The 21,307-nt window shown below is 38.4% G+C and carries 25 protein-coding genes; 13 read left to right on the forward strand and 12 right to left on the reverse strand.

The genetic code is table 11. From position 1 onward, the window contains the following. Nucleotides 1-349: 349 nt before the first annotated feature. From C231_RS0102550 to C231_RS0102605, 12 genes are all read left to right on the forward strand, one after another. Nucleotides 350-1,978: an L-lactate permease gene (locus C231_RS0102550; protein WP_018659080.1), complete on the forward strand. Its 1,629-nt coding sequence runs from the start codon at nt 350-352 to the stop codon at nt 1,976-1,978. A gap of 18 nt (nt 1,979-1,996) precedes the next feature. Beyond that, nucleotides 1,997-2,164, forward strand: coding sequence for a hypothetical protein (locus C231_RS08535; protein ID WP_018659082.1), 168 nt, complete (start codon nt 1,997-1,999; stop codon nt 2,162-2,164). Nucleotides 2,165-2,243: 79 nt separating this feature from the next. Further along, nucleotides 2,244-2,666, forward strand: a complete 423-nt coding sequence (locus C231_RS07635; RefSeq protein WP_018659084.1) for a DUF1622 domain-containing protein — start codon at nt 2,244-2,246, stop codon at nt 2,664-2,666. Between the two features lie 95 nt (nt 2,667-2,761). Next, a complete protein-coding gene (locus tag C231_RS0102565; protein WP_018659087.1) occupies nt 2,762-3,145 on the forward strand; it encodes a hypothetical protein in 384 nt (127 codons plus the stop codon). Between the two features lies 1 nt (nt 3,146). Next, the gene (locus C231_RS0102570; RefSeq protein ID WP_018659089.1) at nt 3,147-3,830 is read left to right on the forward strand and encodes a F0F1 ATP synthase subunit A; all 684 of its coding nucleotides are present in this window, start codon (nt 3,147-3,149) and stop codon (nt 3,828-3,830) included. Nucleotides 3,831-3,869: 39 nt separating this feature from the next. Continuing rightward, nucleotides 3,870-4,100: an ATP synthase F0 subunit C gene (atpE, locus tag C231_RS0102575; RefSeq protein ID WP_018659091.1), complete on the forward strand. Its 231-nt coding sequence runs from the start codon at nt 3,870-3,872 to the stop codon at nt 4,098-4,100. Between the two features lie 26 nt (nt 4,101-4,126). Continuing rightward, the gene (locus C231_RS0102580; RefSeq protein WP_018659093.1) at nt 4,127-4,639 is read left to right on the forward strand and encodes a F0F1 ATP synthase subunit B; all 513 of its coding nucleotides are present in this window, start codon (nt 4,127-4,129) and stop codon (nt 4,637-4,639) included. Continuing rightward, complete coding sequence (locus tag C231_RS08180; protein WP_018659095.1) at nt 4,626-5,075, forward strand: F0F1 ATP synthase subunit delta; 450 nt, start codon at nt 4,626-4,628, stop codon at nt 5,073-5,075. Before C231_RS0102580 ends, C231_RS08180 begins: the two co-directional genes overlap by 14 nt. A gap of 1 nt (nt 5,076) precedes the next feature. Continuing rightward, the gene (atpA, locus tag C231_RS0102590; protein WP_018659096.1) at nt 5,077-6,603 is read left to right on the forward strand and encodes a F0F1 ATP synthase subunit alpha; all 1,527 of its coding nucleotides are present in this window, start codon (nt 5,077-5,079) and stop codon (nt 6,601-6,603) included. Continuing rightward, nucleotides 6,593-7,369 carry a F0F1 ATP synthase subunit gamma gene (locus tag C231_RS08185; RefSeq protein WP_018659097.1) on the forward strand — a complete coding sequence of 259 codons (777 nt, stop codon included), beginning with the start codon at nt 6,593-6,595 and terminating at the stop codon, nt 7,367-7,369. The genes atpA and C231_RS08185 overlap by 11 nt, the downstream gene beginning before the upstream one ends. After that, a complete protein-coding gene (gene atpD, locus C231_RS0102600; protein WP_018659098.1) occupies nt 7,370-8,752 on the forward strand; it encodes a F0F1 ATP synthase subunit beta in 1,383 nt (460 codons plus the stop codon). An 18-nt stretch (nt 8,753-8,770) separates the two neighbouring features. After that, nucleotides 8,771-9,034 (forward strand): hypothetical protein, encoded by a 264-nt coding sequence (locus tag C231_RS0102605; protein WP_018659099.1) that lies wholly within the window; start codon nt 8,771-8,773, stop codon nt 9,032-9,034. Between the two features lie 88 nt (nt 9,035-9,122). Here C231_RS0102605 and C231_RS0102610 read toward each other — a convergent pair whose 3' ends face one another. The 8 genes from C231_RS0102610 to C231_RS0102645 form a co-directional block, all read right to left on the reverse strand. After that, nucleotides 9,123-9,686 (reverse strand): SIS domain-containing protein, encoded by a 564-nt coding sequence (locus C231_RS0102610; RefSeq protein ID WP_018659100.1) that lies wholly within the window; start codon nt 9,684-9,686, stop codon nt 9,123-9,125. Between the two features lie 11 nt (nt 9,687-9,697). Next, nucleotides 9,698-11,032: a PTS ascorbate transporter subunit IIC gene (locus tag C231_RS0102615; protein WP_018659101.1), complete on the reverse strand. Its 1,335-nt coding sequence runs from the start codon at nt 11,030-11,032 to the stop codon at nt 9,698-9,700. Nucleotides 11,033-11,038: 6 nt separating this feature from the next. After that, nucleotides 11,039-11,317, reverse strand: coding sequence for a PTS sugar transporter subunit IIB (locus C231_RS0102620; protein ID WP_026314317.1), 279 nt, complete (start codon nt 11,315-11,317; stop codon nt 11,039-11,041). Beyond that, complete coding sequence (locus C231_RS0102625; RefSeq protein WP_018659103.1) at nt 11,307-11,891, reverse strand: D-sedoheptulose-7-phosphate isomerase; 585 nt, start codon at nt 11,889-11,891, stop codon at nt 11,307-11,309. The genes C231_RS0102620 and C231_RS0102625 overlap by 11 nt, the downstream gene beginning before the upstream one ends. Nucleotides 11,892-11,906: 15 nt before the next feature. Beyond that, nucleotides 11,907-12,350 carry a PTS sugar transporter subunit IIA gene (locus C231_RS0102630; RefSeq protein ID WP_026314319.1) on the reverse strand — a complete coding sequence of 148 codons (444 nt, stop codon included), beginning with the start codon at nt 12,348-12,350 and terminating at the stop codon, nt 11,907-11,909. Nucleotides 12,351-12,374: 24 nt separating this feature from the next. After that, nucleotides 12,375-14,405, reverse strand: coding sequence for a BglG family transcription antiterminator (locus C231_RS0102635; protein WP_018659105.1), 2,031 nt, complete (start codon nt 14,403-14,405; stop codon nt 12,375-12,377). A gap of 202 nt (nt 14,406-14,607) precedes the next feature. Next, nucleotides 14,608-14,829: a hypothetical protein gene (locus C231_RS0102640; protein ID WP_018659106.1), complete on the reverse strand. Its 222-nt coding sequence runs from the start codon at nt 14,827-14,829 to the stop codon at nt 14,608-14,610. A gap of 16 nt (nt 14,830-14,845) precedes the next feature. Next, the gene (locus C231_RS0102645; protein WP_018659107.1) at nt 14,846-15,943 is read right to left on the reverse strand and encodes a DUF871 domain-containing protein; all 1,098 of its coding nucleotides are present in this window, start codon (nt 15,941-15,943) and stop codon (nt 14,846-14,848) included. A 241-nt stretch (nt 15,944-16,184) separates the two neighbouring features. Here C231_RS0102645 and C231_RS0102655 point away from each other — a divergent pair, with 241 nt between their 5' ends. Further along, nucleotides 16,185-16,529 (forward strand): hypothetical protein, encoded by a 345-nt coding sequence (locus C231_RS0102655; protein WP_018659109.1) that lies wholly within the window; start codon nt 16,185-16,187, stop codon nt 16,527-16,529. A gap of 118 nt (nt 16,530-16,647) precedes the next feature. On the opposite strand, the gene C231_RS0102660 is transcribed toward C231_RS0102655, so the two are convergent. The 4 genes from C231_RS0102660 to C231_RS0102675 form a co-directional block, all read right to left on the reverse strand. After that, the gene (locus C231_RS0102660; protein ID WP_018659110.1) at nt 16,648-17,883 is read right to left on the reverse strand and encodes an ABC transporter permease; all 1,236 of its coding nucleotides are present in this window, start codon (nt 17,881-17,883) and stop codon (nt 16,648-16,650) included. Beyond that, the gene (locus C231_RS0102665; RefSeq protein ID WP_018659111.1) at nt 17,880-18,650 is read right to left on the reverse strand and encodes an ABC transporter ATP-binding protein; all 771 of its coding nucleotides are present in this window, start codon (nt 18,648-18,650) and stop codon (nt 17,880-17,882) included. Before C231_RS0102665 ends, C231_RS0102660 begins: the two co-directional genes overlap by 4 nt. A gap of 16 nt (nt 18,651-18,666) precedes the next feature. Continuing rightward, nucleotides 18,667-19,938 (reverse strand): efflux RND transporter periplasmic adaptor subunit, encoded by a 1,272-nt coding sequence (locus C231_RS0102670; RefSeq protein ID WP_018659112.1) that lies wholly within the window; start codon nt 19,936-19,938, stop codon nt 18,667-18,669. A 125-nt stretch (nt 19,939-20,063) separates the two neighbouring features. Continuing rightward, the gene (locus C231_RS0102675; protein WP_018659113.1) at nt 20,064-21,299 is read right to left on the reverse strand and encodes a hypothetical protein; all 1,236 of its coding nucleotides are present in this window, start codon (nt 21,297-21,299) and stop codon (nt 20,064-20,066) included. Nucleotides 21,300-21,307: the final 8 nt, after the last annotated feature.

The following is a 21,307-nucleotide window of genomic DNA, read 5'->3' on the forward strand; positions in this document are numbered from 1 at the left end:
TAAATAAGAAGCAACTTTTAAAAATAAAAGAATCTCCTATTGCTTTTTACCATAATGGATAAAAAAACATCCAAAAACTATACTTACTTGCTATAGGATAGTATTTTTTAAAAACGTATAATATAGAAGTGGAGTCTGAAATGAGAAATTTTTCTCATTTTAGCTTCTAAAAAGTTAAAGTAAAAGGTTCTACATCGTTCAAATTTTAGAATATCTAAAATTTAAAGTGTATCAGCAAGCTATTATTCGTAAATTGACTAGCAGATGCGACTAAGCCCAAACACATCTGCCATTGACTAACACTTTAGCAGATGCAGAACTTTCTATTTAAAATTATAGGAGGTTTATTATGTTAGAAGGTATGTCACAGTTAATGTCACAAGCTGGACTGCCGCCAATGTCCGGACTTACATGGATGCTAGCAGCTCTCCCAATTATCGTAGTACTTGGGCTTATGATTGGTTTGGGAGTTTCTGGATCACGTTCTGGAGTTATTGCGTGGATTGTTTCAGTTCTAGTTATTTTATTTGCATTTGGCGGAGACGTGCATGTTCTCGCTACCGGTACTCTTAAAGGGTTATGGTCGACGCTGTTCGTTCTATTTATTGTTTGGAGCTCGATGTTCCTCTACAACATCGTAGAAGTGACGGGTAGTTTTAAAGTGATTGCCCACACCTTTACGAAATTGACCAATGGCAACAAAATGCTACAACTTTTACTTATTGGATGGTGCTTCACAACATTTGTTCAAGGTGTTTGTGGATTTGGTGTTCCTGTTGCAGTTGCAACACCACTTTTAATTGGTCTTGGTTTTGATCCAATGACCGCAACCATCACCTCACTTCTTGGACACTCATGGGGAATCACATTTGGTTCTTTAGGTGCAAGTTATTCTGTATTGATTAACTTAAGCCCAGTTGATCCTCATAACATGGCAGTTTGGGGCGGTGTATTCATCGCAGTTGGTGGCGTTTTAACTGGATTTGCGATCTTACTTAACTATGGCGGACTTAAAGCACTTAAAGAAGGTATCGTGGCAGTTATTTCATTATCACTTGTCATGGGCGTTTCATTAATGGCAATTACAAGCTTTGTATCCCCATATATCGCAACCTTTATCGCAGGTGCTTTAGGACTTGCTTTTGGAAGTTTCGTTTTACCGAAATTCCCACAATATCGTCCAGCTGCTGATGCTGATGCGATTGAAGAACCTGAAGAAGTTAAAGGCAAAAAATTCGGCGATGCATTTAGCGCTTATGTTATCTTAATCGTTGTCGTATTTGCCGTATATCTTATCCCACCTGTCAAAAACTTCTTGGAACAAGATATCTTCCAAGTGGGCTTGGCATTTGATGAGATTGCAACAACATTCGGTTATACCGAAGCAGCAGTTGCTAAATATTCACCACTTAAAATCTTGACCACTCCAGGAAGCTTAATCGTTCTGTCAAGTTTCTTGGCAGCAGCTTATTACAAATCAAAAGGTTTACTTCCACAAAATGCACTAGGCATTGCATGGAATAAAACCCTAAAACAATCGATCGGATCTACTGCAACCATCATGCCAATGACTATGATGGCACTTACTATGACAGCAGGGGGATTAACCACTTACTTAGCATATGGAATTGCTTCTGTAGCAGGTAACTTCTTCCCAATCTTGTCACCATTCATTGGTCTTTTAGGTGGATTCGTAACAAGTTCTGGAACTTCATCTAACATCTTGTTCACAAGCATGCAATATGAAGTAGCAGACATCTTGAAAATTTCACCATTTATCATTCTTGCATTACAAACAACTGCAAGTTCACTATCCAACTCCTTCTCACCAGGTAACGCAGCACTTGGTACTGGTGTATCAGGACTTTCAGGACGTGAAGGTGAAATTCTTAAAGTTACCGGAATTATCAACGTCATTCAATCACTAGTGATCGGTATTATGGGATACTTACTCATTAGTGCCGGTATGGGTCTATAATAAAGGAGGCAGAGAATTATGGAAAAACTAGATAGTGTATTAAAAGGTAAAGTATTTGCTATCCTTTCTGTCTGGATTGCTTTTGCAGTTTTATATGCCCTACTTCAAACCGGAAATGAAACGATGGCTTGGGTAGGTCTAGGCTTAATGGGACTAGCCAACCTTTTTCTAGCTTTGAAAAACTAAAAGATGTAACAATTTAAGAGAGCAAAGGGAAGAGGAGCCTCTTCCCTTTCTTTTTTTGGAATAAAAAGGAGAGGATATTATGGAAGCAGCGCTTGAAGAAATATTATATATTTCTAGTTATATTGCCATTCATGTACTCGAAATTATCGGAATTGCGATTATCGTATATGCCGCTGTCGAGACCCTTTTGTTGTTATTTAAGTCACGTTTGAATTATTCTGATCGCGATGTTTTGATTAACTTTGGCGAAGCGTTGTCATTGAGTTTGACTTTTAACTTAGGTGCCGAAATTATTAAAACGGTAACCGTTCGCGACACGTATGAATTAGTGGTGCTATCAGCCGTAGTCATTATTCGTATCATTATTACCGTCTTGTTGCACTGGGAATTAAAACAAGTGGCAGATGAAGGACATGGCGATGCACGTAAGATCGTGCATGATAATATTCGTGGACTGAAAGACAGCTTTAAAAAACATGAAACAGAAACACCAAAAAATTAAAGCACAATTAAGTTAGAAGATGACTATTTGTTGTGCTTTTGCTATAATATACTAGTGACTAATCAGGAAAAATGACTAGAATGGAGCACTAGAAGATGCAAAAATCTATACCGAAAAAGGAGTTTTTTAAATGGGGACTCCTTGCTAGCATCATTAGTTTGATGGCCGTTTTTTTTTATTGGCTTTTCGGGAAATCGTTTGCACAAGGGTGGCTGCTTGGAATGGTCTTTGTGACAATCTTGCAGCTTTATCGCAAATGGATGTATCCACGAATTTTCAATAATTTAAGGAATAAAGGACGTGTTATTCTTGATGTGATGTCGCATCAATTTTTGGTCCTATTAATTGTGTTGATGCCTTTTGCTTTGAGCATTAAGCATGGACAGAAGTATAGTATACTTGCCATTTTTTTAGCGTTCTTTTGTGAGCGAATTTACTGGATAGTCTCGCACTATTTCAATGAGAAAAGGAGGGTGTGAGTTGGCAAAATATTTACAAGCTGAACAACTTTCAATTGTCATTATTACAATTGCTTTAAGTCTAGTGATGATTGTCGCAGGGAAAAAAATTGAAGAAGGCCAAAAAACAGGCAGCTTTAGTCGATTTACAGCGGGAGCTGTGCAACTGGTGAAAACGATTGATGAGATGGTCGTAAATGCGATGGGTCCAAAATATGGACGTATTTTATCGGCATATATGGGAAGTGTCCTCATTTATTTAGCAACGGCTAACTTAAGTGGGCTTCTCGGACTTGAAGCACCGACGACAAACTTATCCGTCACACTTGTTTTCTCTGCCATCACATGGATTCTTATTCAGACGTTTAGTATCAAACATAACGGCTTTAAGAATTATCTTAAAGGATATCTTGAACCGTTCGCACTATTTTTACCAATGAACATTATGAGTGAAGTGGCAACATTGCTCAGTATGGCACTGCGTCTTTTTGGAAACTTGATTGCAGGGTCAATTATTATGAGCTTTGTATATATGTTTACAGCCTATTTGAGTAGTTTTGTTCCGGTGATCGGACAATTTGACTTTATAGGACCCGTCTTGGCAAGTGTCTTACATCTTTATTTCGACATCTTCTCAGGACTTATGCAAGCATATATTTTCTTCTCACTCTCAATTATTTTTATTGGAACCAATGTAACAGAATAATTTTAATTTAATAAATGACTTTAAAAGGAGAATAGAAAAATGGATTTAGCAACAGGATTAAAAGCAATTGGTGCAGCTATTGCAGTATTTACAGGTGTTGGAACAGGAATTGGACAAGGACTTGGAGCAGGTCGTGCATTTGAAGCGGTTGGAAAAAACCCTGAAGCAGAGAACACAATCCGTACAATGATGATCTTAGGTCTTGGGATTGCTGAAACTTCCGCTATTTATGGATTATTAATTGCGATTATTATTTTGTTTGTGCTTTAAGAATAAGTAGAATTTAGGTGAGTGTAATGCCAAATATTTTAGAAAAACTTATACCGAATCCGATGACGATTTTGGTACAGCTTGTTGCAACATTTATCATCTACTTAATTTATAAAAAATTCTTACACCAACCTGTGGTGAATTACTTAGATGCTCGCGCACAAAAAATGCAAGAAGCTGAGAATTATGCTGAAAAAGTAGAAGAAGAAGCAAAAGCGCGACAAGAAGAATTGAAAGCTGAACATAGAAAAGCTCTCGAAAATGTCGATCGTTTGCGTGAACAGACTTTAAAAGACATTGCACAAGAACGACAAGAATTGCTTAAAAAAGCACGTGCCGAAAGTGACCGTATTATTGAACGTGCTAGCGAACAAATCGAAGCCAGTCGCGAAACGATGTTAAAAGACATCGAAGAACACGCTGTCGATTTAGCTGTAAATATTACCAAACGTGCCCTTCAAGATGTTGATGTGAGCGAAGAAGCTACATTGAAGTCCCTTGAAGCGGAAATGGACCGTGTGATTCATGACGCGAAGTAATGATCGTATTTCCGATGAACTCATCAAATCATTACCAAAAGATATTGCGGTCAAATATCTCAATGATTTGCAAGTGATTCGTGAAGTCGTAGACGGACTGGGCGAGCATTTTGACGTTTTAAGAAATGATCCCGCCGCTTTTCAACAAATTTATGAAGAACTTTCAGATCGTGTGCATCAACTGGTCCACGACTATGAGGACAGCCTGATTCGTGCAGGACTATATTATGATGTCAGAATTTATAGTGCCAAACCACTCTCTGATGCAATGAAAGCACATGTTCTGGAAAAAGTTGAAGCACAGTGGGGTCCTCACTACCTAGTGAAATATGTTGTCGATCAGAGCCTAATCGGAGGAATTCGCTTAGAAGTAGGCGAAGCAGTCTTTGACGCGACATACAAATCACGCATCGATCAAATATTAAGAGAGGTGTAATATGGATACTAGAAGTGAAGAAATCATTCAGTCTTTAAAAGAAAGAGTTCAACAAATCGACTGGGATTATAGTGCGCTAGAAACAGGTCGCGTAATCTCTGTAGGGGACGGGATCGTCTTTGTCGATGGACTAAAAAATGTATTAGCAAATGAATTAGTGCGTTTCAATGATGATACCTTGGGAATGGCGATGAACTTGGAAGATGATCAAGTCGGAGTCATTCTTTTAGGAAGTGACGATAATATTAAAGAAAATGATATTGTCTATCGTACAGAAGAGATTGTACGTGTCGGTGTCGGGGATGAATTGCTCGGGCGAGTCGTTGATCCATTAGGACGTGCCGTTGACAACAAGGGCGAAATTATTCCGTCTGAGTATTATGACATTGAACGAAATGCACCAAGTATTATGTCACGTAAAAGCGTGGACAGCCCGGTATTTACCGGTGTTAAAATGATTGATGCAATTATTCCAATTGGAAAAGGTCAACGTGAATTGATTATCGGCGACCAACAAACAGGGAAAACAAGTATTGCATTGAACACGATTTTGAACCAAAAAGGTCAAAATGTAAAATGTGTCTATGTAGCCATTGGGCAAAAAGCATCAACGGTATCTCGTATGGTTCAAAGCTTGAAAGACCATGGCGCGATGGATTATACCGTTGTGGTGAATAGCTCTGCTAATGATTCGGCTGCATTACAATATATTGCACCATATGCAGGGTGCTCAATTGCAGAATATTGGATGGAACGCGGTGAAGATGCACTCATTATTTATGATGACTTATCTAAACATGCTGTTGCATATCGTACCATTTCATTGCTACTGCGCCGCCCAAGTGGACGTGAAGCTTATCCAGGGGATGTCTTCTATCTTCACTCACGTCTTTTGGAACGTGCTGCACAAATGAATGAAGAACATGGTGGCGGAAGTCTTACTGCACTGCCAGTCATCGAAACCCAGCAAGGAGATATCAGTTCATATATTCCAACCAACGTGATTTCGATTACAGATGGTCAAATTTTCCTTGATACATCTGCTTTCCACTCAGGTCATCGTCCAGCGATTGATTCTGGACTTTCGGTCTCACGTGTAGGGTCCGATGCCCAGACAAAAGCGATGAAACAAGTATCAAAAAGCTTGAAAATTGAGCTGACTAACTATGCTGAATTGGAAAGTTTTGCACAGTTCGATACGGATGTTGATCCTGAAACGCAAGAAATTATCGATCATGGAAAACGCCTAACAGAACTGCTGAAACAAGGTGCTATATCAACTAAAAAACATGAATTGCTTGTATTAAGTATCTATCTTAACCGTTATGGCTGGATTGACAAGTTAGCAATCGATGAAGTCCGTCCATTTGAAGAATATATGCATCGTGCATTTGAAAATGAATATTCACACTTACTGGACGAATTAGCAAAAGACTATGATTTAACAGAAGAATTAGTCAACAAAATTCAACAAGCAATGCAACAAATTTATGATGACTTTAAGGGGATGCGTATAGATGGCGAATAATATGCGAGACATTCAAAATCGGATGAATACGGTCAAGAGTACCTCGCAGATTACAAACGCCATGAAATTAGTGTCGATGAGTAAGTATCAGCAGTATGTGCGCAAAACGGGTGGTTTTGAAGCTTTTATGAAGGAAATGAAAACCATCCAAAGCCAAAGCAAAGACTGGGATACCTTGGACACCAAAAACGGACTTGCGATTTGTTTTTCCGCAGATTTGGGACTCGCTTCACTCTATCAGAATACGCTCTATAAAGAGTTGAAGTCATCCGGCATTGAAAATGTCTTATGGATTGGTAAGAAAATGTATGACCGCATTAAAAAAGACCCCCATTTCAACATGGTGAACGAGAAAATGATGTCCAGTGAAGATGTTGATGTGGAAGCATTATTTCAACAGGTATTAAAATGGATGAAAACGTATCAGATTTTTGTGGCCCGTCCTCATCTCGTTTCAGGAGAGTCGATAGAAGTCGAATGGAAAATCGCTGATGAAACATTAACAGATCTCAGCGGCACAGAATTCTACCCTAATTATGAAGAAGCTAATGCGCGTTTTGTTGAAATGAATATGTTATTGACACTATATGATGCACTTTATTCATCAAAAACAACCGAGCATATGATTCGACGTCTGGCGATGGATACTGCAACGGATAATGCAGAAGGCTTACATGCCAGCTTGAAGCTGCAATATAACCGTCTGCGTCAAGAGAAGATTACACAAGAAATTTTAGAACTTTCATCTGGGATGGAGAGTAGATAAATGAATACAGGAATTATTAGTCAAATTATTGGCCCTGTCGTAGAGGTTAAGTTTGATCGAAGTCATATTCCTAGTCTTTACAATGAATTAATTGTTCAAACGGAACCCTCCGTTACATTAGAAGTTGCGCAACACGTAGGGCACGACCGCGTTCGCTGTATTTCAATGCAGTCAACGGACGGTCTAAAACGTGGACTGGAAGTGACGGACACAGGCAAAAGTATTTCAGTGCCTGTAGGAAAAGAAACCTTAGGCCGCATGTTTAACGTATTAGGCGAAGCAATTGATGAGAAGCCTTTTGAAAAAGCCGGCGTGAAAATGTCAGAAATTCATAAGCCAGCACCAGATTTTGCAGACTTAGAAACCACCAGTTCCATTTTTGAGACGGGAATTAAAGTGATTGACTTGCTTTGTCCTTATCCTCGTGGAGGAAAAGTTGGCTTATTCGGAGGTGCCGGTGTAGGAAAAACGGTGCTTATCCAAGAGCTTATTCACAACGTTGCAAAAGAACATGATGGACTTTCCGTATTTGGCGGTGTCGGAGAACGTAGCCGCGAAGGAAATGACTTGTACTATGAAATGAAAGAAGCGGGCGTTTTGGATCAGACAGCACTTGTCTATGGTCAAATGAATGAACCGCCAGGAGCACGTATGCGTGCAGGACTTACTGCGCTAACAATGGCAGAATATTTCCGCGATCAACAAAAACAAGATGTATTATTATTTATTGATAACATTTTCCGATTTGTTCAAGCGGGTTCGGAAGTATCTTCCTTATTAGGACGTATGCCAAGTGCAGTAGGTTATCAGCCAACATTAGCTACTGAAATGGGACAATTCCAAGAACGAATTGCCACGACAAAAGATGGATCTATTACATCTATTCAGGCTATTTTCGTTCCAGCGGATGACTTGACAGACCCAGCCCCTGCTGTTACCTTTACCCACTTGGATGCTAGCACTGTCCTTAGCCGAGAAGTTGCCTCACTAGGGCTATATCCAGCGATTGACCCACTTGCATCCAACTCTAACTTCTTAACTGAAGAACATGTAGGAAAAGAACATGTAGCAGTTGCTGGACGCGTTCAAAGCATCTTGCAACGATACCGCGAACTTCAAGATATCATCGCAATTTTAGGGATGGATGAATTAAGTGATGACGATAAATTAATCGTTAACCGCGCACGTAAAATTCGTAACTTCATGAGTCAACCATTTAACGTTGCGGAACAATTTACCGGTATGGCTGGCGCATTTGTGCCAATTGAAGACACCATTCGCAGTTTTAAAGCAATTTTGGATGGCGAAGTCGACCATATTTCGGAAAGCCACTTCATCTATAAAGCAAGCATTGATGATGTCATTGCATCCCATAAATCATAGATTTTAGGGGGATGGATTATGTTTATAGCGAAAATTATTACACCGGGCGGCGCTCACTATGAGCAAGAAGTTGAACGTCTGTCAATTCCTACAACGGATGGAACGCGCACACTTCTTGCACACCATATGGACGCAGTGATGCCGATTAAAGCGGGCAATGTGGTTTTTATTAATAAGCGCGACCGCAAAGTTGTTCATGTATCTGACGGGATTTTCAATTTTACGGAAAATACCGCACGCCTTTTCGTACATCACATGGACGACCCCGAAGCAGAAGAATAATAACAAAACCCGGCGAGAACCTTTTAGTTCTCGCCGGGTTTTTGTGTGGCAGATATGATAAAAATCTGCATATTTTTTGATAATTATTTTATCCTTTGCGTACTTTAAGCATATATTGAGACAGGACATGGCATATGTACATATGAATATCTTCAACAATTCCATAATTTTGTGATGGAACATAAAGAACATGGTCTGAAATATCGCCCATCTCACCATCATAATCACCGATAATAGCGTAAGTTTTCGCATTACTTTCATTTGCATATTTGAGAGCTTTGACAATATTTTTTGAGTTGCCAGATACGGATAGACCGATCACAAGATCGTCTGGTGTGAGATAATTTTTTAATTGCTCGATGAATACATCATCATATGAAAAATCATTTCCCAAAGCTGAAAAAATAGGTGTATTATCTGATAAAGAATACATTTTTATTCTTGGAAAGTAATGATAATTAATTCCTTTATTGAAGTCACATACCCAATGGGAGGCTGAAGCGGAACTGCCACCATTTCCCATGATGAATACGTTACGTTCATTAGATATAGCTTCTTCTAATAATTGATAAAGTTCAATCATTTTCTGATCATCGAGTGCTTGAATGACTTGAATAAATTCTTTATTGTATTCATTAATAAAATTTTTCATGAAATCCCTCTTTATTCATCTTTTGTTGCGCGAAAAGCAGAAAATAAGTATAAAGCGATGAGCAGTCCAACTAGGGCATATACACCAGTTTTGCTAACTAAATTACCAACGTATCCCAAAATGATGCCAACAGTAGCGAAGTCTGTATCTCCGAACGTAGTATTAGCAAAACCTAAATCGCCTAATAGAGGAAGCATAAAAGCAGGGAGTAAAATTAATGAAACCCCATTGATAAATCCTCCGATAATCGTTCCACGAACGCCACCTTGAGCATTATTTAATACGCCAGCCCCAGCCCCCACAAAGAATATTGGAATTAATCCAGGAATAATAAGTGGTAGATGAGTGAGTGGGAGTAATAAGAATGTGGCAAAAGCTCCTGCTAATGAGGAAAGGAATCCTACAATTACAGCGTTTTGTCCATATGGGAATAGTACAGGAACATCCAGTGCAGGTGTTGCATCTGGCACGATTCTTTCAGAAATTCCTTGGAAAGCAGGGATGATTTCAGAAAGCATCATACGAACCCCTTGGAGTGTTACAACAAAACCTGCAGTGAATTTGAGTCCTTCAACAATCGCAAACATAATGGCATTATCTCCACCTGATAGCTCAGAAATTAATTGATGGTCAGCAGCTAAAAAGACAATGACATAAATAATGATCATCACAATTGCGGTAGTTACTGTACTATCTCTAATAAAACTAAATTTGTCTGGAACTTCAATCTCTTCTGTAGAGTTCTCTTTATTTCCTGTGATTTTTGCAATCCAAGAAGATGCAACATAAGAAAATGCATTGTAATGTCCCATTGCAATGGCATCCGTCCCTGTAGCTGCTTTATAGTAAGGCTGAACTAAAGCAGGCGTTAATACCATGGTAGAGCCAACGATAAATGATCCAATTAACACAAGTTGCCAGCCTTCAAAACCGATCGTTCCCAGAACAGCTGTCACTAGTCCTGACATAAATAACACATGATGCCCTGTTAAGAAAATATATTTATATTTTGTAAAACGTGCAATAATAATATTAAATACAAAACCAAGCCCCATAATTAAAGTCATTTCAGTTCCTAATAAATTTTGGGCCAAACCAATAACTGCTTCATTATTAGGAATAACTCCTTGCACATTAAAAGCACTTTCAAATGCAGGTGCTAAACTACTCAATGTTGAACTGATAATGCCACCACCTGCTGACATAATTAAGAATCCGATAACTGTTTTTACCGTTCCTTTTAATGTATCAGAAAAAGATGATTTCTGTGCAACTAATCCGATAAGTGCAATGATACCTATAATAACAGCGGGCTGATTAAAGAAACTATAAATAAAATTTAACATGTCTTTTTACTCCTTTCCTTTTTCAAAATATTCTTTTAATTTTTCTTCCAAGATGTCATTGTCCATTACATTATTAATATAGATAATCTCTTTATTTAAATGATCTAAATTCTGCTTAAATTGTGAAGTGGTGACAATTAATTCAGCATCGCTACTATTAACTGTTCCAATATCTGTTGCTTCAACTTGTGCAGAGTAACCTAATTTTTTTAGGATTTTATCAACATTTATTTTTAAAATAAGGCTAGAGCCTAGTCCATTTCCACATACTGTATTAATTTTCATTTTCATCATCCATTCTTTTTAATCTTTCTTCTACATCTATTAGGGCCATATGGAAAATTGCCATGGTCATCTCTTCAACTAAGTCAGAATCTTTGAAGTCAAATAATAAAGAGTAATCCAATTCATTTTTTAGTATGCCCCCATTATTTCCTAGGACACCTAGTGTTGTGAGTCCTTTTTCTTTCGCTTTCTGTACACCTTCTAATATATTAGGAGAATGCGCACTGGAAGAAGTTACGATTAATAAGTCTCCTTTATTTCCTAATCCATCAATTTGACGAGCAAAGAGTTGCTCATATCCATAGTCATTAGCTATTGCAGTTACAAGGCTAGGGTCGACTGTCAAAGTAATGGATGGATATGCTCTTCTTTCTAACTTATATCGCCCGACAATATCACCTGTAATATGTTGAGCATTTGCTGCGCTTCCGCCATTACCGGCCGTTAAAACTTTTCCGCCATTTGCAATAGTTTCTACTATTAAATCTGCTATTTGTTGGATAGAGTCGATTTTATCATTTAAGATCTCATTGAAAATAGAAATCCTTTGCGTTATTTGATTAGAAAAAGTCATTATGATCCTCCTTATTTAAATTGTATTAATCAATTGAATGACTTCATTACTATCATTAGATGCTTCTATCATTGCTATGGCATCATGATTACTTAAAAGGGTTACTACATCTTGTATGATTTCTAAGTGTATATTCGGATCAATACTAGCAAGCGTTATGATCAGTTTGACTGGATCATTTGTGTCATGTCCGAAAGATAAAGGAACTTTTGGTGTCACAATGCTTACACCATTTTTCAAAACATATTCATCCGCTTTAGCATGCGGCATTGCAATTCCTGGTGCTACAACAATATAACTTCCATTTTTTTTGACATTTTCTATCATTTTTTCGATATATTCATTTTCGATATAGCCTGCTTTTTGCAGTAATTCCCCTCCGAATTTAATCGCCTCTTCCCAGGAATTTAAATCGACCTTTAAGCGAATCATATCTTTATTCATAACCTTCTTTAACAAATCAACATCCCCTCCTTTAATATTTTATATTTCATTAAGTAATTGCTTTAAATCAGCATAATTATTAATAGATTTAAAGCGCATGAGAAGTTTTCGATCATTTATAATCGTATTAATTTCTTCGATTAATTCAAAATGGCTTTGATTATTTAACGTGGACAATATAATGAAGGTATCTACTTGATGTTCTTCATTTTCCAATAATTTTATTGGTACCTTGATTTTTAAAATTGAAATATCTAAGGCATGACTGCCATCTGAAGGACGAGCATGTGGCATTGCGATGCCTTCTCCCAAATAGATATAAGAACCAAATGCTTTAACATTTTCTATCATGGCGTTGACATATCTTTTTTCGATAGAACCATTTTTGAGCAAGGGTTCAGATGCTAATGTTATAGCATCTTCCCAGTTATCTATTTTTTCTAATGTAATAAATTTATCCTCTGTGATTAGCTTGGAAAAAGAATGGGTTGGTTTTCTTTTGTCATTATTTTTTTGGTGATTAAAGTCATAGATTAGATGATAAATGACGCCATATAACTTTTCTTCAGTAACTCCAGATTTTAAATGAATATATGGCATGATAGCATGTATGATTTCATTGGCACTTGGGAAATTGTAACCGTCAATTTTCCAATCATTTCTTACTTTTTCAATTAAATGATTTTTTTCTTGTTGGGTCATTATGGGGTTGACGAGGTAAACAGGTTTTGTATGTTTTAAATAAACAGTTGAAAAGATAAAATCATAGCTGCTTTCCGACAAATTTCCTAATTCTAAAAAAGAGTCTGCACCAGTAAAAGTAATGGTCGGAAATGTTTTTTTGAGTTCTGATTCCAAGATTAATGAAGAGCTTACGCCATTTGGACAAACGATTAATGCGCGCGGATTGGCAGGTGTTTCTTCTTTTTGCCCTAATGAGTTCATTGCTCCACCGAACAAAATAGTAAAATAACCAATTTCATTTTCTGGTGTTTTTTTCTTAGTCACTTGTTCTAAGGGTTGTACGGCTTGTGCTGTTATCTTATACAAAGTGTCATATTTTTTATAAATAGTAGCCATTGCGGGGTTTGTTATTTCAAGGTCATATTTAATTCTGAAAAAAGCGGGAACTAAATGATTATAAAAATCGAATAATAAACGTTTAAAGTCACTAAAATAAACAACTAATAGCTGTTCGACTCGGTGAATGATATCCGCAGATAAATATAATAAAAAGTCGAAAGCCGGTTCATGAATTTCGCCTTGTAGCACTGTTAATACACAAATAGTAAATATGCAAGTGTTGTAGGTGGAAATCTCTTCCAATTCATAAAAATTAAGGAGCAGATTGCAGCAAAATTTAAAAATTTTCAAATCTTTAATTTTATCAAAGGAGTCAATGGGAGTGAAGTCGTAGGATTTCATCATATGCTTAGATAAAATCATTAAAAAAACAATCTCATCTGTTCGACTTAAAACAAAACGGTAACCTTCATCATCAATATATTTTTTTAATAAGTCGCGGGCTTGGCCATATAATGTATAATTCATTGAGAAAATGTAGTAAAAAAGAAAATAGCGCCCTTCATCGGAATAGCACAATCTGGAGATAAAATTCTTGGCTAATTTAAAAACTTCATTGTGACGGCCGACAATGTGATATCCTTTTATGCGATCATATTTTATATCAAGTCCTGTTGCTGAAATTTTTTCTTTTAATTCGGCAATATCATTAAAAATAGTTCCTCTAGAAACATCTAGCAGGTCCTGAAAATGATAGACCGTAAAATGACGATATTGCGAATAGATCATTAAATAAATCATTGCTTGTCGATCATCTGTTTTCAAAATGATTTCTGATTTGTTGGATTGAATATTAAGTAACTTGCTGAGCCATTTTTCAATTGGTATAGGGGGGATGCACAGTTGGTTTCCATTTATTTGATAATCGAAAGCATCAAGCTGTTGTAAGACATTTTCGATTTCTAGTCCAGTTAAGTCCCTAGCTTCTTGAATGGAAAGTGTACTAATAGTATCTGGGTGTATAAGATATGATATTTTATAATTCATCTGTAGCAACTCTCCTTTCCTATTAACTATACATAAAAGCAAAAAAATACTTAAACACTTTAAAGTCCAAAATTATTCTCGGTCATTTTAAAATTGTACTCTTGAAAACGCTTATTTAAAAATTGACAAATTTAATAACAAAACCCGGCGAGAACCTTTTAGTTCTCGCCGGGTTTTTGTGTGCAGATATGATAAAAATTTCTTACATATATTCTTCCGTTGTAACAGAGAAATAAAGCACATTGCCAGTGCCCTCTTTGATTAATTTTTTGGCGATGGCGGCAGCTTCTTCTACATCATCGTGGTCTGTCTGGAAGTAGAGCTTGATGCCCGCTTCTTTTTCAAATGTAAAAGTAGGTGTCGTACTTTCGGCTAAAATAGTTTTGATTTCGTCATGCATTAAGGGACTATTCACAATAATCATCTAAATCCTTCTTTCTTTAGGCGTTGGCGTGATAGAGTTCAAAGGTGCTAAATGGTGGCATATCTTGAATTAAAGCCATGGCCATTTCGTCAATATGGCCGACAACATTTAATTGTCCTTCTTGTTCCATTGGCAGCAGTGCAATTTGTGTTTCGCCTTTATATTGACCAAAAGCGTTGTTGCCAATGAGGAGATCACCGGGTTGAATATGATGTGGGATATGCCCAATTGGGAAGTTGTGGTCTTTGAATTTCACGCGGGTCATGGATGAGCGAATCATATAAGCGGAACGGTCGCCGCGGTAAGCATGTAGCTCTTCCAATAATAATTGGCGTTCTAAGGCCGTTGCCTGTTCATGAATGTGAATTGGAATTTGGAGATGAGGGCTGAAGAAAGCTTCTGCAGCAGCTTTCAATTCTTCATCACTTGCATAGGCATTCCCAATAATAATATCGCTGATACCGCCGAGTTCGCGCATATGAGTAATTTGTATAGCAAGTGGTAAGGTGCGATGTTCTTCAAGCGTACATAAACCTGCTTGCACTGGCCATGGTCCTAATTGCCCCGTCTGGCTTGTGATAAAAGCCGCCGTATTAAGATAATAATTTTGATATTGCTGTGTGGTCTTCATAAAATGATCACGAGATAGACCAGAATAACGCATAGGATAGAAATTATGTGAAGCGATTAAGCGATCAGTATCTGGGCCATAGCTCATCACGTTGTCGATATATTTTGTTCCACTACTCATATTCACTTCAATGTGTAAACCATATGGATTTTTGGTCATCAACGCTTCTTTTTTGCCATCAAAACCTAAATCCAGACGAATGCCTGCCGCTCCCATTTCATGGAAAAAGCCGAGGTCGTCATAGCTCACGCCCAATTGTTCAAAAAGGCCCGGGTTAATATCTAAAGTCGTTTTCATACCGAGACGATTTCCAAATTCAATGACCTCTTGATATTTGTTGCGGGCCTCTTGGCGATCGCCATCAAGTTCCAACATACTAGTAAAAATGCGTGTGTAGCCTAGTGCCGCTGCTTTTTCTAAATATGCTTTGTCTTTTGCTGGATCTGAGTGTGAGGGATAGATTGAAATACCTAATGCTCTCATTCAAGTTCCTCCTTTATTATTTGCCATACGTACAATTCTATTTTACCGATGAAGCGGAAAAATTGCACGAAAAATACCGCAAAAGCTTCCAACCCCCTCCCATCATCTACTGCTAAAGTTTAATTGCTTATGGATTGAGTTAAGATTGTTAATGGATTGTAAATCCTCCCAAAAGTCTCAAAGCAGTTGCTATAATAGAAGTGAAGAAAGAGACAGACCATAATGAAAGGAGAGGGTCAAGATGACATGGGGCATTACTTTATTGTTACTCATCGGATTATTGGATGCTATTATCATTCGCAAGAATACCGAACGTGAGACAACAAAATGCTTAAGTGAATTAGTCATCTTTTATATTATCCTATGGTTTATATTTGGCCATATTCTAATTCAAGATGTTGTGATGTTTCTAACTTGGGTTGCTTTTTTAGTATTGACAAGTGTTCATCTTGGGCATTCACGTTATATTCGTGAAAAAAGTACCCAACAAAAGTATTCCGTTCAATTTTGGACGAGTGCCGTTGTGTTGGTCGTCGGTCTCGGCGCTCTCCTATCACTTTATGTTTACTTTTTTCAGATGACCTAATTAGACCTTTCCCCCTCCCAATCAAAAAACGCATACCACTTTTTGTGGTATGCGTTTTGATTTGTTCATATAATATAGCATCTGCCCTTGTATAAGAATGTGATAGCGCATATCTTGCTTAACGTAGAATTTCGACCACATTCTTGCTTGCGGCACTTTTTGCTGGGAAGACACTGAAGATAATCCCAATAAAAGTCGATACACCGACTGCAAAGAGTGCAGTCATTACATCAGGTGCTGCAGGGAATGGTAAGACTGCAGCGATAGCATAAGACAGCCCGATGCCAAGACTATAGCCTACTAGCCCACCGATAAGCGAAATGGTAACACCTTCGAGCAGGAATTGCCCTTGAATGCTTTGAGCAGTTGCCCCGAGTGCGCGGCGAATACCAATTTCTTTGGTACGCTCAGAAACAGAAATATACATCATATTCATAACACCAACACCCGCGATAAAGAGCGAGATGCCCGCAATGGCAGTGATAAAGTAAGTGATATTATTCAGCTGTTTGCCAATTTCTTCCATCATCTCACTCATATCAAAGTAAGAATATGTTCCAGTATTCTTTTCTTTTCCATTTTCAGTGAGATATTTTTGGATATCTTTTGACACTTTTTTCATGTCAGCATCATCTTTAAAGTAGACGACAATAGAAGCTTTCCAGTCATCTTCGATTTGTCCCAACTTAAAGGCTGCCGCTGGCACATAAAATCCCGCTTCTTCCATAAACATCATAAATGGATTATTTTCCTCATCAGCTTTATTCTGTGCTTGATAGATACCAACAATAGTATAACTATTTTTATCAATATTGACGGCATGATGTAAGACTTCTTCGGCTTCTTTTCCAGGGAAAAGCTTCTCTGAAACATTGGAGCCGATGAGCACATAGCGGCGTTTTCCTTCATTATCTAAAGACGTTAAGTTACGTCCAGCGATTATCGTTTCGCTGGAGGACTCTACAGTTTTTCCAGAATACATTTCAGTAACATTCTTGCTGGTGAGTGTTGCATATGTTATATCATCTGGACCACGACTGTGACTTTCGCCGATTTTGACTTCATCGACCCCGTCCATATTTTTAATGTCGCTGAGGTTCGTGTGTGAAAAAGGATCTAGTTTTGCTGGGTCAGTCGTAAAATCGTTGCTTGAAAAGAAAAATTCTTGATTGCGGCGTCCCCCTTCATCTTTTGCTAGATCGGTCAATGTTTGTTGGCGAAAGCCATTTCCGAGACTTAAAATCGTAATAACAGAGGCAATCCCGATGACAATCCCGAACATCGTTAAAAAGGTACGACGTTTGTTCATGCGCATCGTGGTGAGGGCGGACTTCAGTAATTCGGTTGGATTCATTGTGCATCCTCCTCACGTTTTAGTCGTTCTTGGCGAACTTGTTCAGCGACTTGTTCCGCTTCATGAACATCACTTTCACGAAGACGGCCATCCACAATCATTAAGTGGCGAGTCGCATAACGTTGAAGTGACGGGTCATGCGTTACGACAACGGTTGTCACGCCCATTTCTTGGTTCATCTTGGCAATGACGTCCATAATCTTGCGCGATGTTTTGGTGTCCAGCGCTCCCGTTGGCTCATCTGCAATAATGAAATCAGGCGAATTCACCAAAGCGCGTGCAATAGCGACACGTTGGCGCTGACCCCCTGAGAGTTCATAAGGTTTAGCATTGAGTTTATGACCGATTCCCATGTGGTCAAGGACCTCTTGTACACGCGGACGTGCTTCATGCGATGAGAGTCCGCTATAAATAAGCGGGAGTGCAACATTTTCAGCAACGGTCATATTTTCAATAAGGTTGAAATCTTGAAAGACAAATCCTACGCGGCGATTGCGTAGCTCGGAAATTTGGCGATCGGTGCGGTGTGTAACGGTCTTCCCTTGGAAGAAATATTCTCCCGCAAAGTCATTATCCAAAAAACCGAGCACATTAATGAGTGTCGATTTTCCAGAGCCACTCGGCCCCATAATGGACACAAATTCGCCTTCTTGAATGGTAAGATCAATGTCTTTCAATACATGTAGTGTATTTTCACCCATTTGGTAATATTTATTTATTTTATGGAGTGCAATTAATGGGTGTTTTTTATTCATCTGTTCGGTCATCTATACCACCCAGTTTCTATTCATTTTCTTCCGATGATTCATCTTTTTTATTTTCTTCTTTTTCTTTTCCATTTTCTTTTTCAGGCTCTTCAGGCATTTGGCCTTCCATATTCGCATCTTTTGGTGCTTGAATGTCATCGCCATCTTTTAGCCCTTCAGGATGCATGATAATTTGCATGCCATCTTGGAAAGCATCATCCGTTGTGACATAATTCAGACCTTGGCGTTGAATGTTAATTTCGCGTTTATTAGCTTTGCCTTCTTCATAGACAAAGACAAAGTAACGGTCGCCTTCTTTAACGAGAGATTCTTCTGGGATGGCGATTCCTGGAATGTGAATTAACAATTCAACAGAAAATCCTGGCTGTAAATATTCATTTGGACGAACGATAAAGTTGAAATGAGCAGCATTACCTCCCGCACTAGCTGCTGGAGCATTTGCCTCTCCTCCAAGAGCGTTTAAGGCAGTAGCACTTCCAGAGGTAGTGCCCGCTTCTTGGGCTGGTGGGATTTCGTCATAATCGGTAATTAAGCCTTCAACAGATTGACCTGTTGCATCGACATTAATGGTCACTTTACGATCTTTTCCTAAAGCGAAGAAACCGAATTGGTCGACACTTCCTTGAATATAGACTTCTTTTCCAGTAATACGCATAAATGGCGTAGCAGCATTGGTACGGCCTTGTTCACTTATTTTAACAACGCCTGGATGTGCTGCGACAATAGTAGTCGTCAGTGCCTCTGTTGCATCATTCAATGCAGCACTAGCGGAATCAATTTGTGCTTTTAAGTCGGCAACTTGTGAATTGAATTCATCTTGTGCTGACTGATTGGCTTGTGTCGCAGCTTTTTGTGCTTCAGGATTCTTGTCATCATTAGGGACAGACACAGTGGCAGGACCACGTGCTACTAAGCGATCTTTTTGTGCAACAAGTGCATCCACTTGGCGCGATGCTTCATTAACTGCTTTTTGTTCAGGACCAGTTGTTTTACGATAGGTGAAGAGCGCTTGTCCTTTTTCAACGGACTGGCCATCTTCCACATGGACAGTATCAATGCTACCTAAGTCTTCTTTGAATGTGTAGCTATCGTTGACTTCAAGTGTTACGACCCCTTTAGCGGAGATCGGATCTTGTTCATGTAAGGTGTAGAGTTCGCGTCCTCCTTCTGCTGGATCGGCTTCGTGACTTGCATCAGAAAAGAAGGCGTGCCAAATGTAATATCCACCGACAGCGATGGTTGCAACGAGTACAATGCCCAAAATAATTTTTTTCATATGTTTCTTCATGATGTCACCTCTTAAAATAATATTCGATAGTGTCCATGTTAGCACAATATCGTAAAGATGTATATGAAAATGGCAAAGGCATCTGCCTATGATGGACTAGACAGATCCTTTGCAGCCATTAATATTTATGGCGTAACAAGTGTTACTTTTTTCAATTGTGTGAGCATATATTGGATATCAATGTTACGCGTCTCAAGTGTTAAGCGCGTAGTTGTCAATAATTTCCCGCTTGACAAATCGAAGATATATCCATTTAAGCCTTCTTTTTCGGCAGGATCCAAGTGAGTTGGGAAAAGATATAAGATACCATTGTCTATATAAGATGAATAAGCAGAGAAGAATTTGTCCGCGAGCTGCTGTTGTTGCTCGCCATTCTCGCTATAAGATGTGTCATATGTAACAGGAACCATTGGGCCTTGTTGTACATAAGAAAATGGTGCCTCTTCAAGTGTTACTTGTTTTTCAAAACTTGTCTGCCCTTCGGATAAATGAGCAACATCAACTTCAATGTGCGTATTTTCTGGCGTTCCTGAGAAATTAAAGCGATAAATGCTCTGTGCATCACGCAAGTAGCAGCAATCGCTACTTTCAGCATCATGTGTTTCAGTAATAAGTACTTCACCAGTACGACCATCTACAATATTAACCTTATTATTTTCATCATTCCATCCTGCCTTCAAGATAACGAAGGGATTATTTTGTTGTCTAATGCTACCAAACCATTCAGGATAAACATAATTTGGGAATTCAAAGGTAATAGCTTCTCCTTTTTCAAATGTTTTAAGGTTGAGCGGTTCAATGATGAATTGTTCATGGGTTTGCTGATTAGAGAACTCACTCGAACAAAAGAGTAGATATGCCGTATCACCTTCGATATACACATTATAAATTTCACGGAAGACATTTGCTGCAGATGAAAGTGGCAACGATTTGACTTCATTTGTTTCCTTATTATAAATGTTGCTCATTAAAGTAGCAGTTTGACTGTCATAAGTGGTATAGAAAATAATCGCATATTGATCCGTTACCATGCAGGCATCCCCTTGTGTTCCACGGAAAAATCCAGGGTTCTTATCTAAAATGGTAATTAAGTCAGGATCTCCACCTGTTAGATCTAAGTCGGCACGTTTAAAAGGACCGCTTTCTCTAGAGGAATGAGCTTTACCATTAAGATAATAAAAAGAGGTATTTCCCATATCATTAAATGAAAGCGCCAAATTCTCTATAGGTGCCGCATCACCAGAAGTCACGTCTAGCGTGAAGTTTTTCAGCGTATTATTGGCCGAAAAAATATCTTTTTGATAAAAGAATAGACCGCTGACGACCAAAGCGCCGCTTAATATAAGTTTCCATTGTTTCATAATTGTCA

The sequence above is a fragment of the Allofustis seminis DSM 15817 genome, assembly GCF_000374325.1.
In the GTDB taxonomy this organism is placed as follows: Bacteria; Bacillota; Bacilli; order Lactobacillales; family Carnobacteriaceae_A; genus Allofustis; species Allofustis seminis.

Bases quoted from the DNA above. Each gene is read 5' to 3' on its own strand.
- atpA (WP_018659096.1), top strand. From the start codon at position 5,077: ATGGATACTAGAAGTGAAGAAATCATTCAGTCTTTAAAAGAAAGAGTT.
- C231_RS0102675 (WP_018659113.1), bottom strand. From the start codon at position 21,299: ATGAAACAATGGAAACTTATATTAAGCGGCGCTTTGGTCGTCAGCGGT.
- C231_RS0102565 (WP_018659087.1), top strand. From the start codon at position 2,762: ATGCAAAAATCTATACCGAAAAAGGAGTTTTTTAAATGGGGACTCCTT.
- C231_RS0102620 (WP_026314317.1), bottom strand. From the start codon at position 11,317: ATGAAAATTAATACAGTATGTGGAAATGGACTAGGCTCTAGCCTTATT.
- C231_RS08180 (WP_018659095.1), top strand. From the start codon at position 4,626: ATGACGCGAAGTAATGATCGTATTTCCGATGAACTCATCAAATCATTA.
- C231_RS08535 (WP_018659082.1), top strand. From the start codon at position 1,997: ATGGAAAAACTAGATAGTGTATTAAAAGGTAAAGTATTTGCTATCCTT.
- C231_RS0102665 (WP_018659111.1), bottom strand. From the start codon at position 18,650: ATGACCGAACAGATGAATAAAAAACACCCATTAATTGCACTCCATAAA.
- C231_RS0102625 (WP_018659103.1), bottom strand. From the start codon at position 11,891: ATGACTTTTTCTAATCAAATAACGCAAAGGATTTCTATTTTCAATGAG.
- C231_RS0102610 (WP_018659100.1), bottom strand. From the start codon at position 9,686: ATGAAAAATTTTATTAATGAATACAATAAAGAATTTATTCAAGTCATT.
- atpE (WP_018659091.1), top strand. From the start codon at position 3,870: ATGGATTTAGCAACAGGATTAAAAGCAATTGGTGCAGCTATTGCAGTA.
- C231_RS07635 (WP_018659084.1), top strand. From the start codon at position 2,244: ATGGAAGCAGCGCTTGAAGAAATATTATATATTTCTAGTTATATTGCC.
- C231_RS0102640 (WP_018659106.1), bottom strand. From the start codon at position 14,829: ATGATTATTGTGAATAGTCCCTTAATGCATGACGAAATCAAAACTATT.
- C231_RS0102645 (WP_018659107.1), bottom strand. From the start codon at position 15,943: ATGAGAGCATTAGGTATTTCAATCTATCCCTCACACTCAGATCCAGCA.
- C231_RS08185 (WP_018659097.1), top strand. From the start codon at position 6,593: ATGGCGAATAATATGCGAGACATTCAAAATCGGATGAATACGGTCAAG.
- C231_RS0102655 (WP_018659109.1), top strand. From the start codon at position 16,185: ATGACATGGGGCATTACTTTATTGTTACTCATCGGATTATTGGATGCT.
- C231_RS0102550 (WP_018659080.1), top strand. From the start codon at position 350: ATGTTAGAAGGTATGTCACAGTTAATGTCACAAGCTGGACTGCCGCCA.
- C231_RS0102605 (WP_018659099.1), top strand. From the start codon at position 8,771: ATGTTTATAGCGAAAATTATTACACCGGGCGGCGCTCACTATGAGCAA.
- C231_RS0102615 (WP_018659101.1), bottom strand. From the start codon at position 11,032: ATGTTAAATTTTATTTATAGTTTCTTTAATCAGCCCGCTGTTATTATA.
- C231_RS0102635 (WP_018659105.1), bottom strand. From the start codon at position 14,405: ATGAATTATAAAATATCATATCTTATACACCCAGATACTATTAGTACA.
- C231_RS0102580 (WP_018659093.1), top strand. From the start codon at position 4,127: ATGCCAAATATTTTAGAAAAACTTATACCGAATCCGATGACGATTTTG.
- C231_RS0102670 (WP_018659112.1), bottom strand. From the start codon at position 19,938: ATGAAGAAACATATGAAAAAAATTATTTTGGGCATTGTACTCGTTGCA.
- C231_RS0102660 (WP_018659110.1), bottom strand. From the start codon at position 17,883: ATGAATCCAACCGAATTACTGAAGTCCGCCCTCACCACGATGCGCATG.
- atpD (WP_018659098.1), top strand. From the start codon at position 7,370: ATGAATACAGGAATTATTAGTCAAATTATTGGCCCTGTCGTAGAGGTT.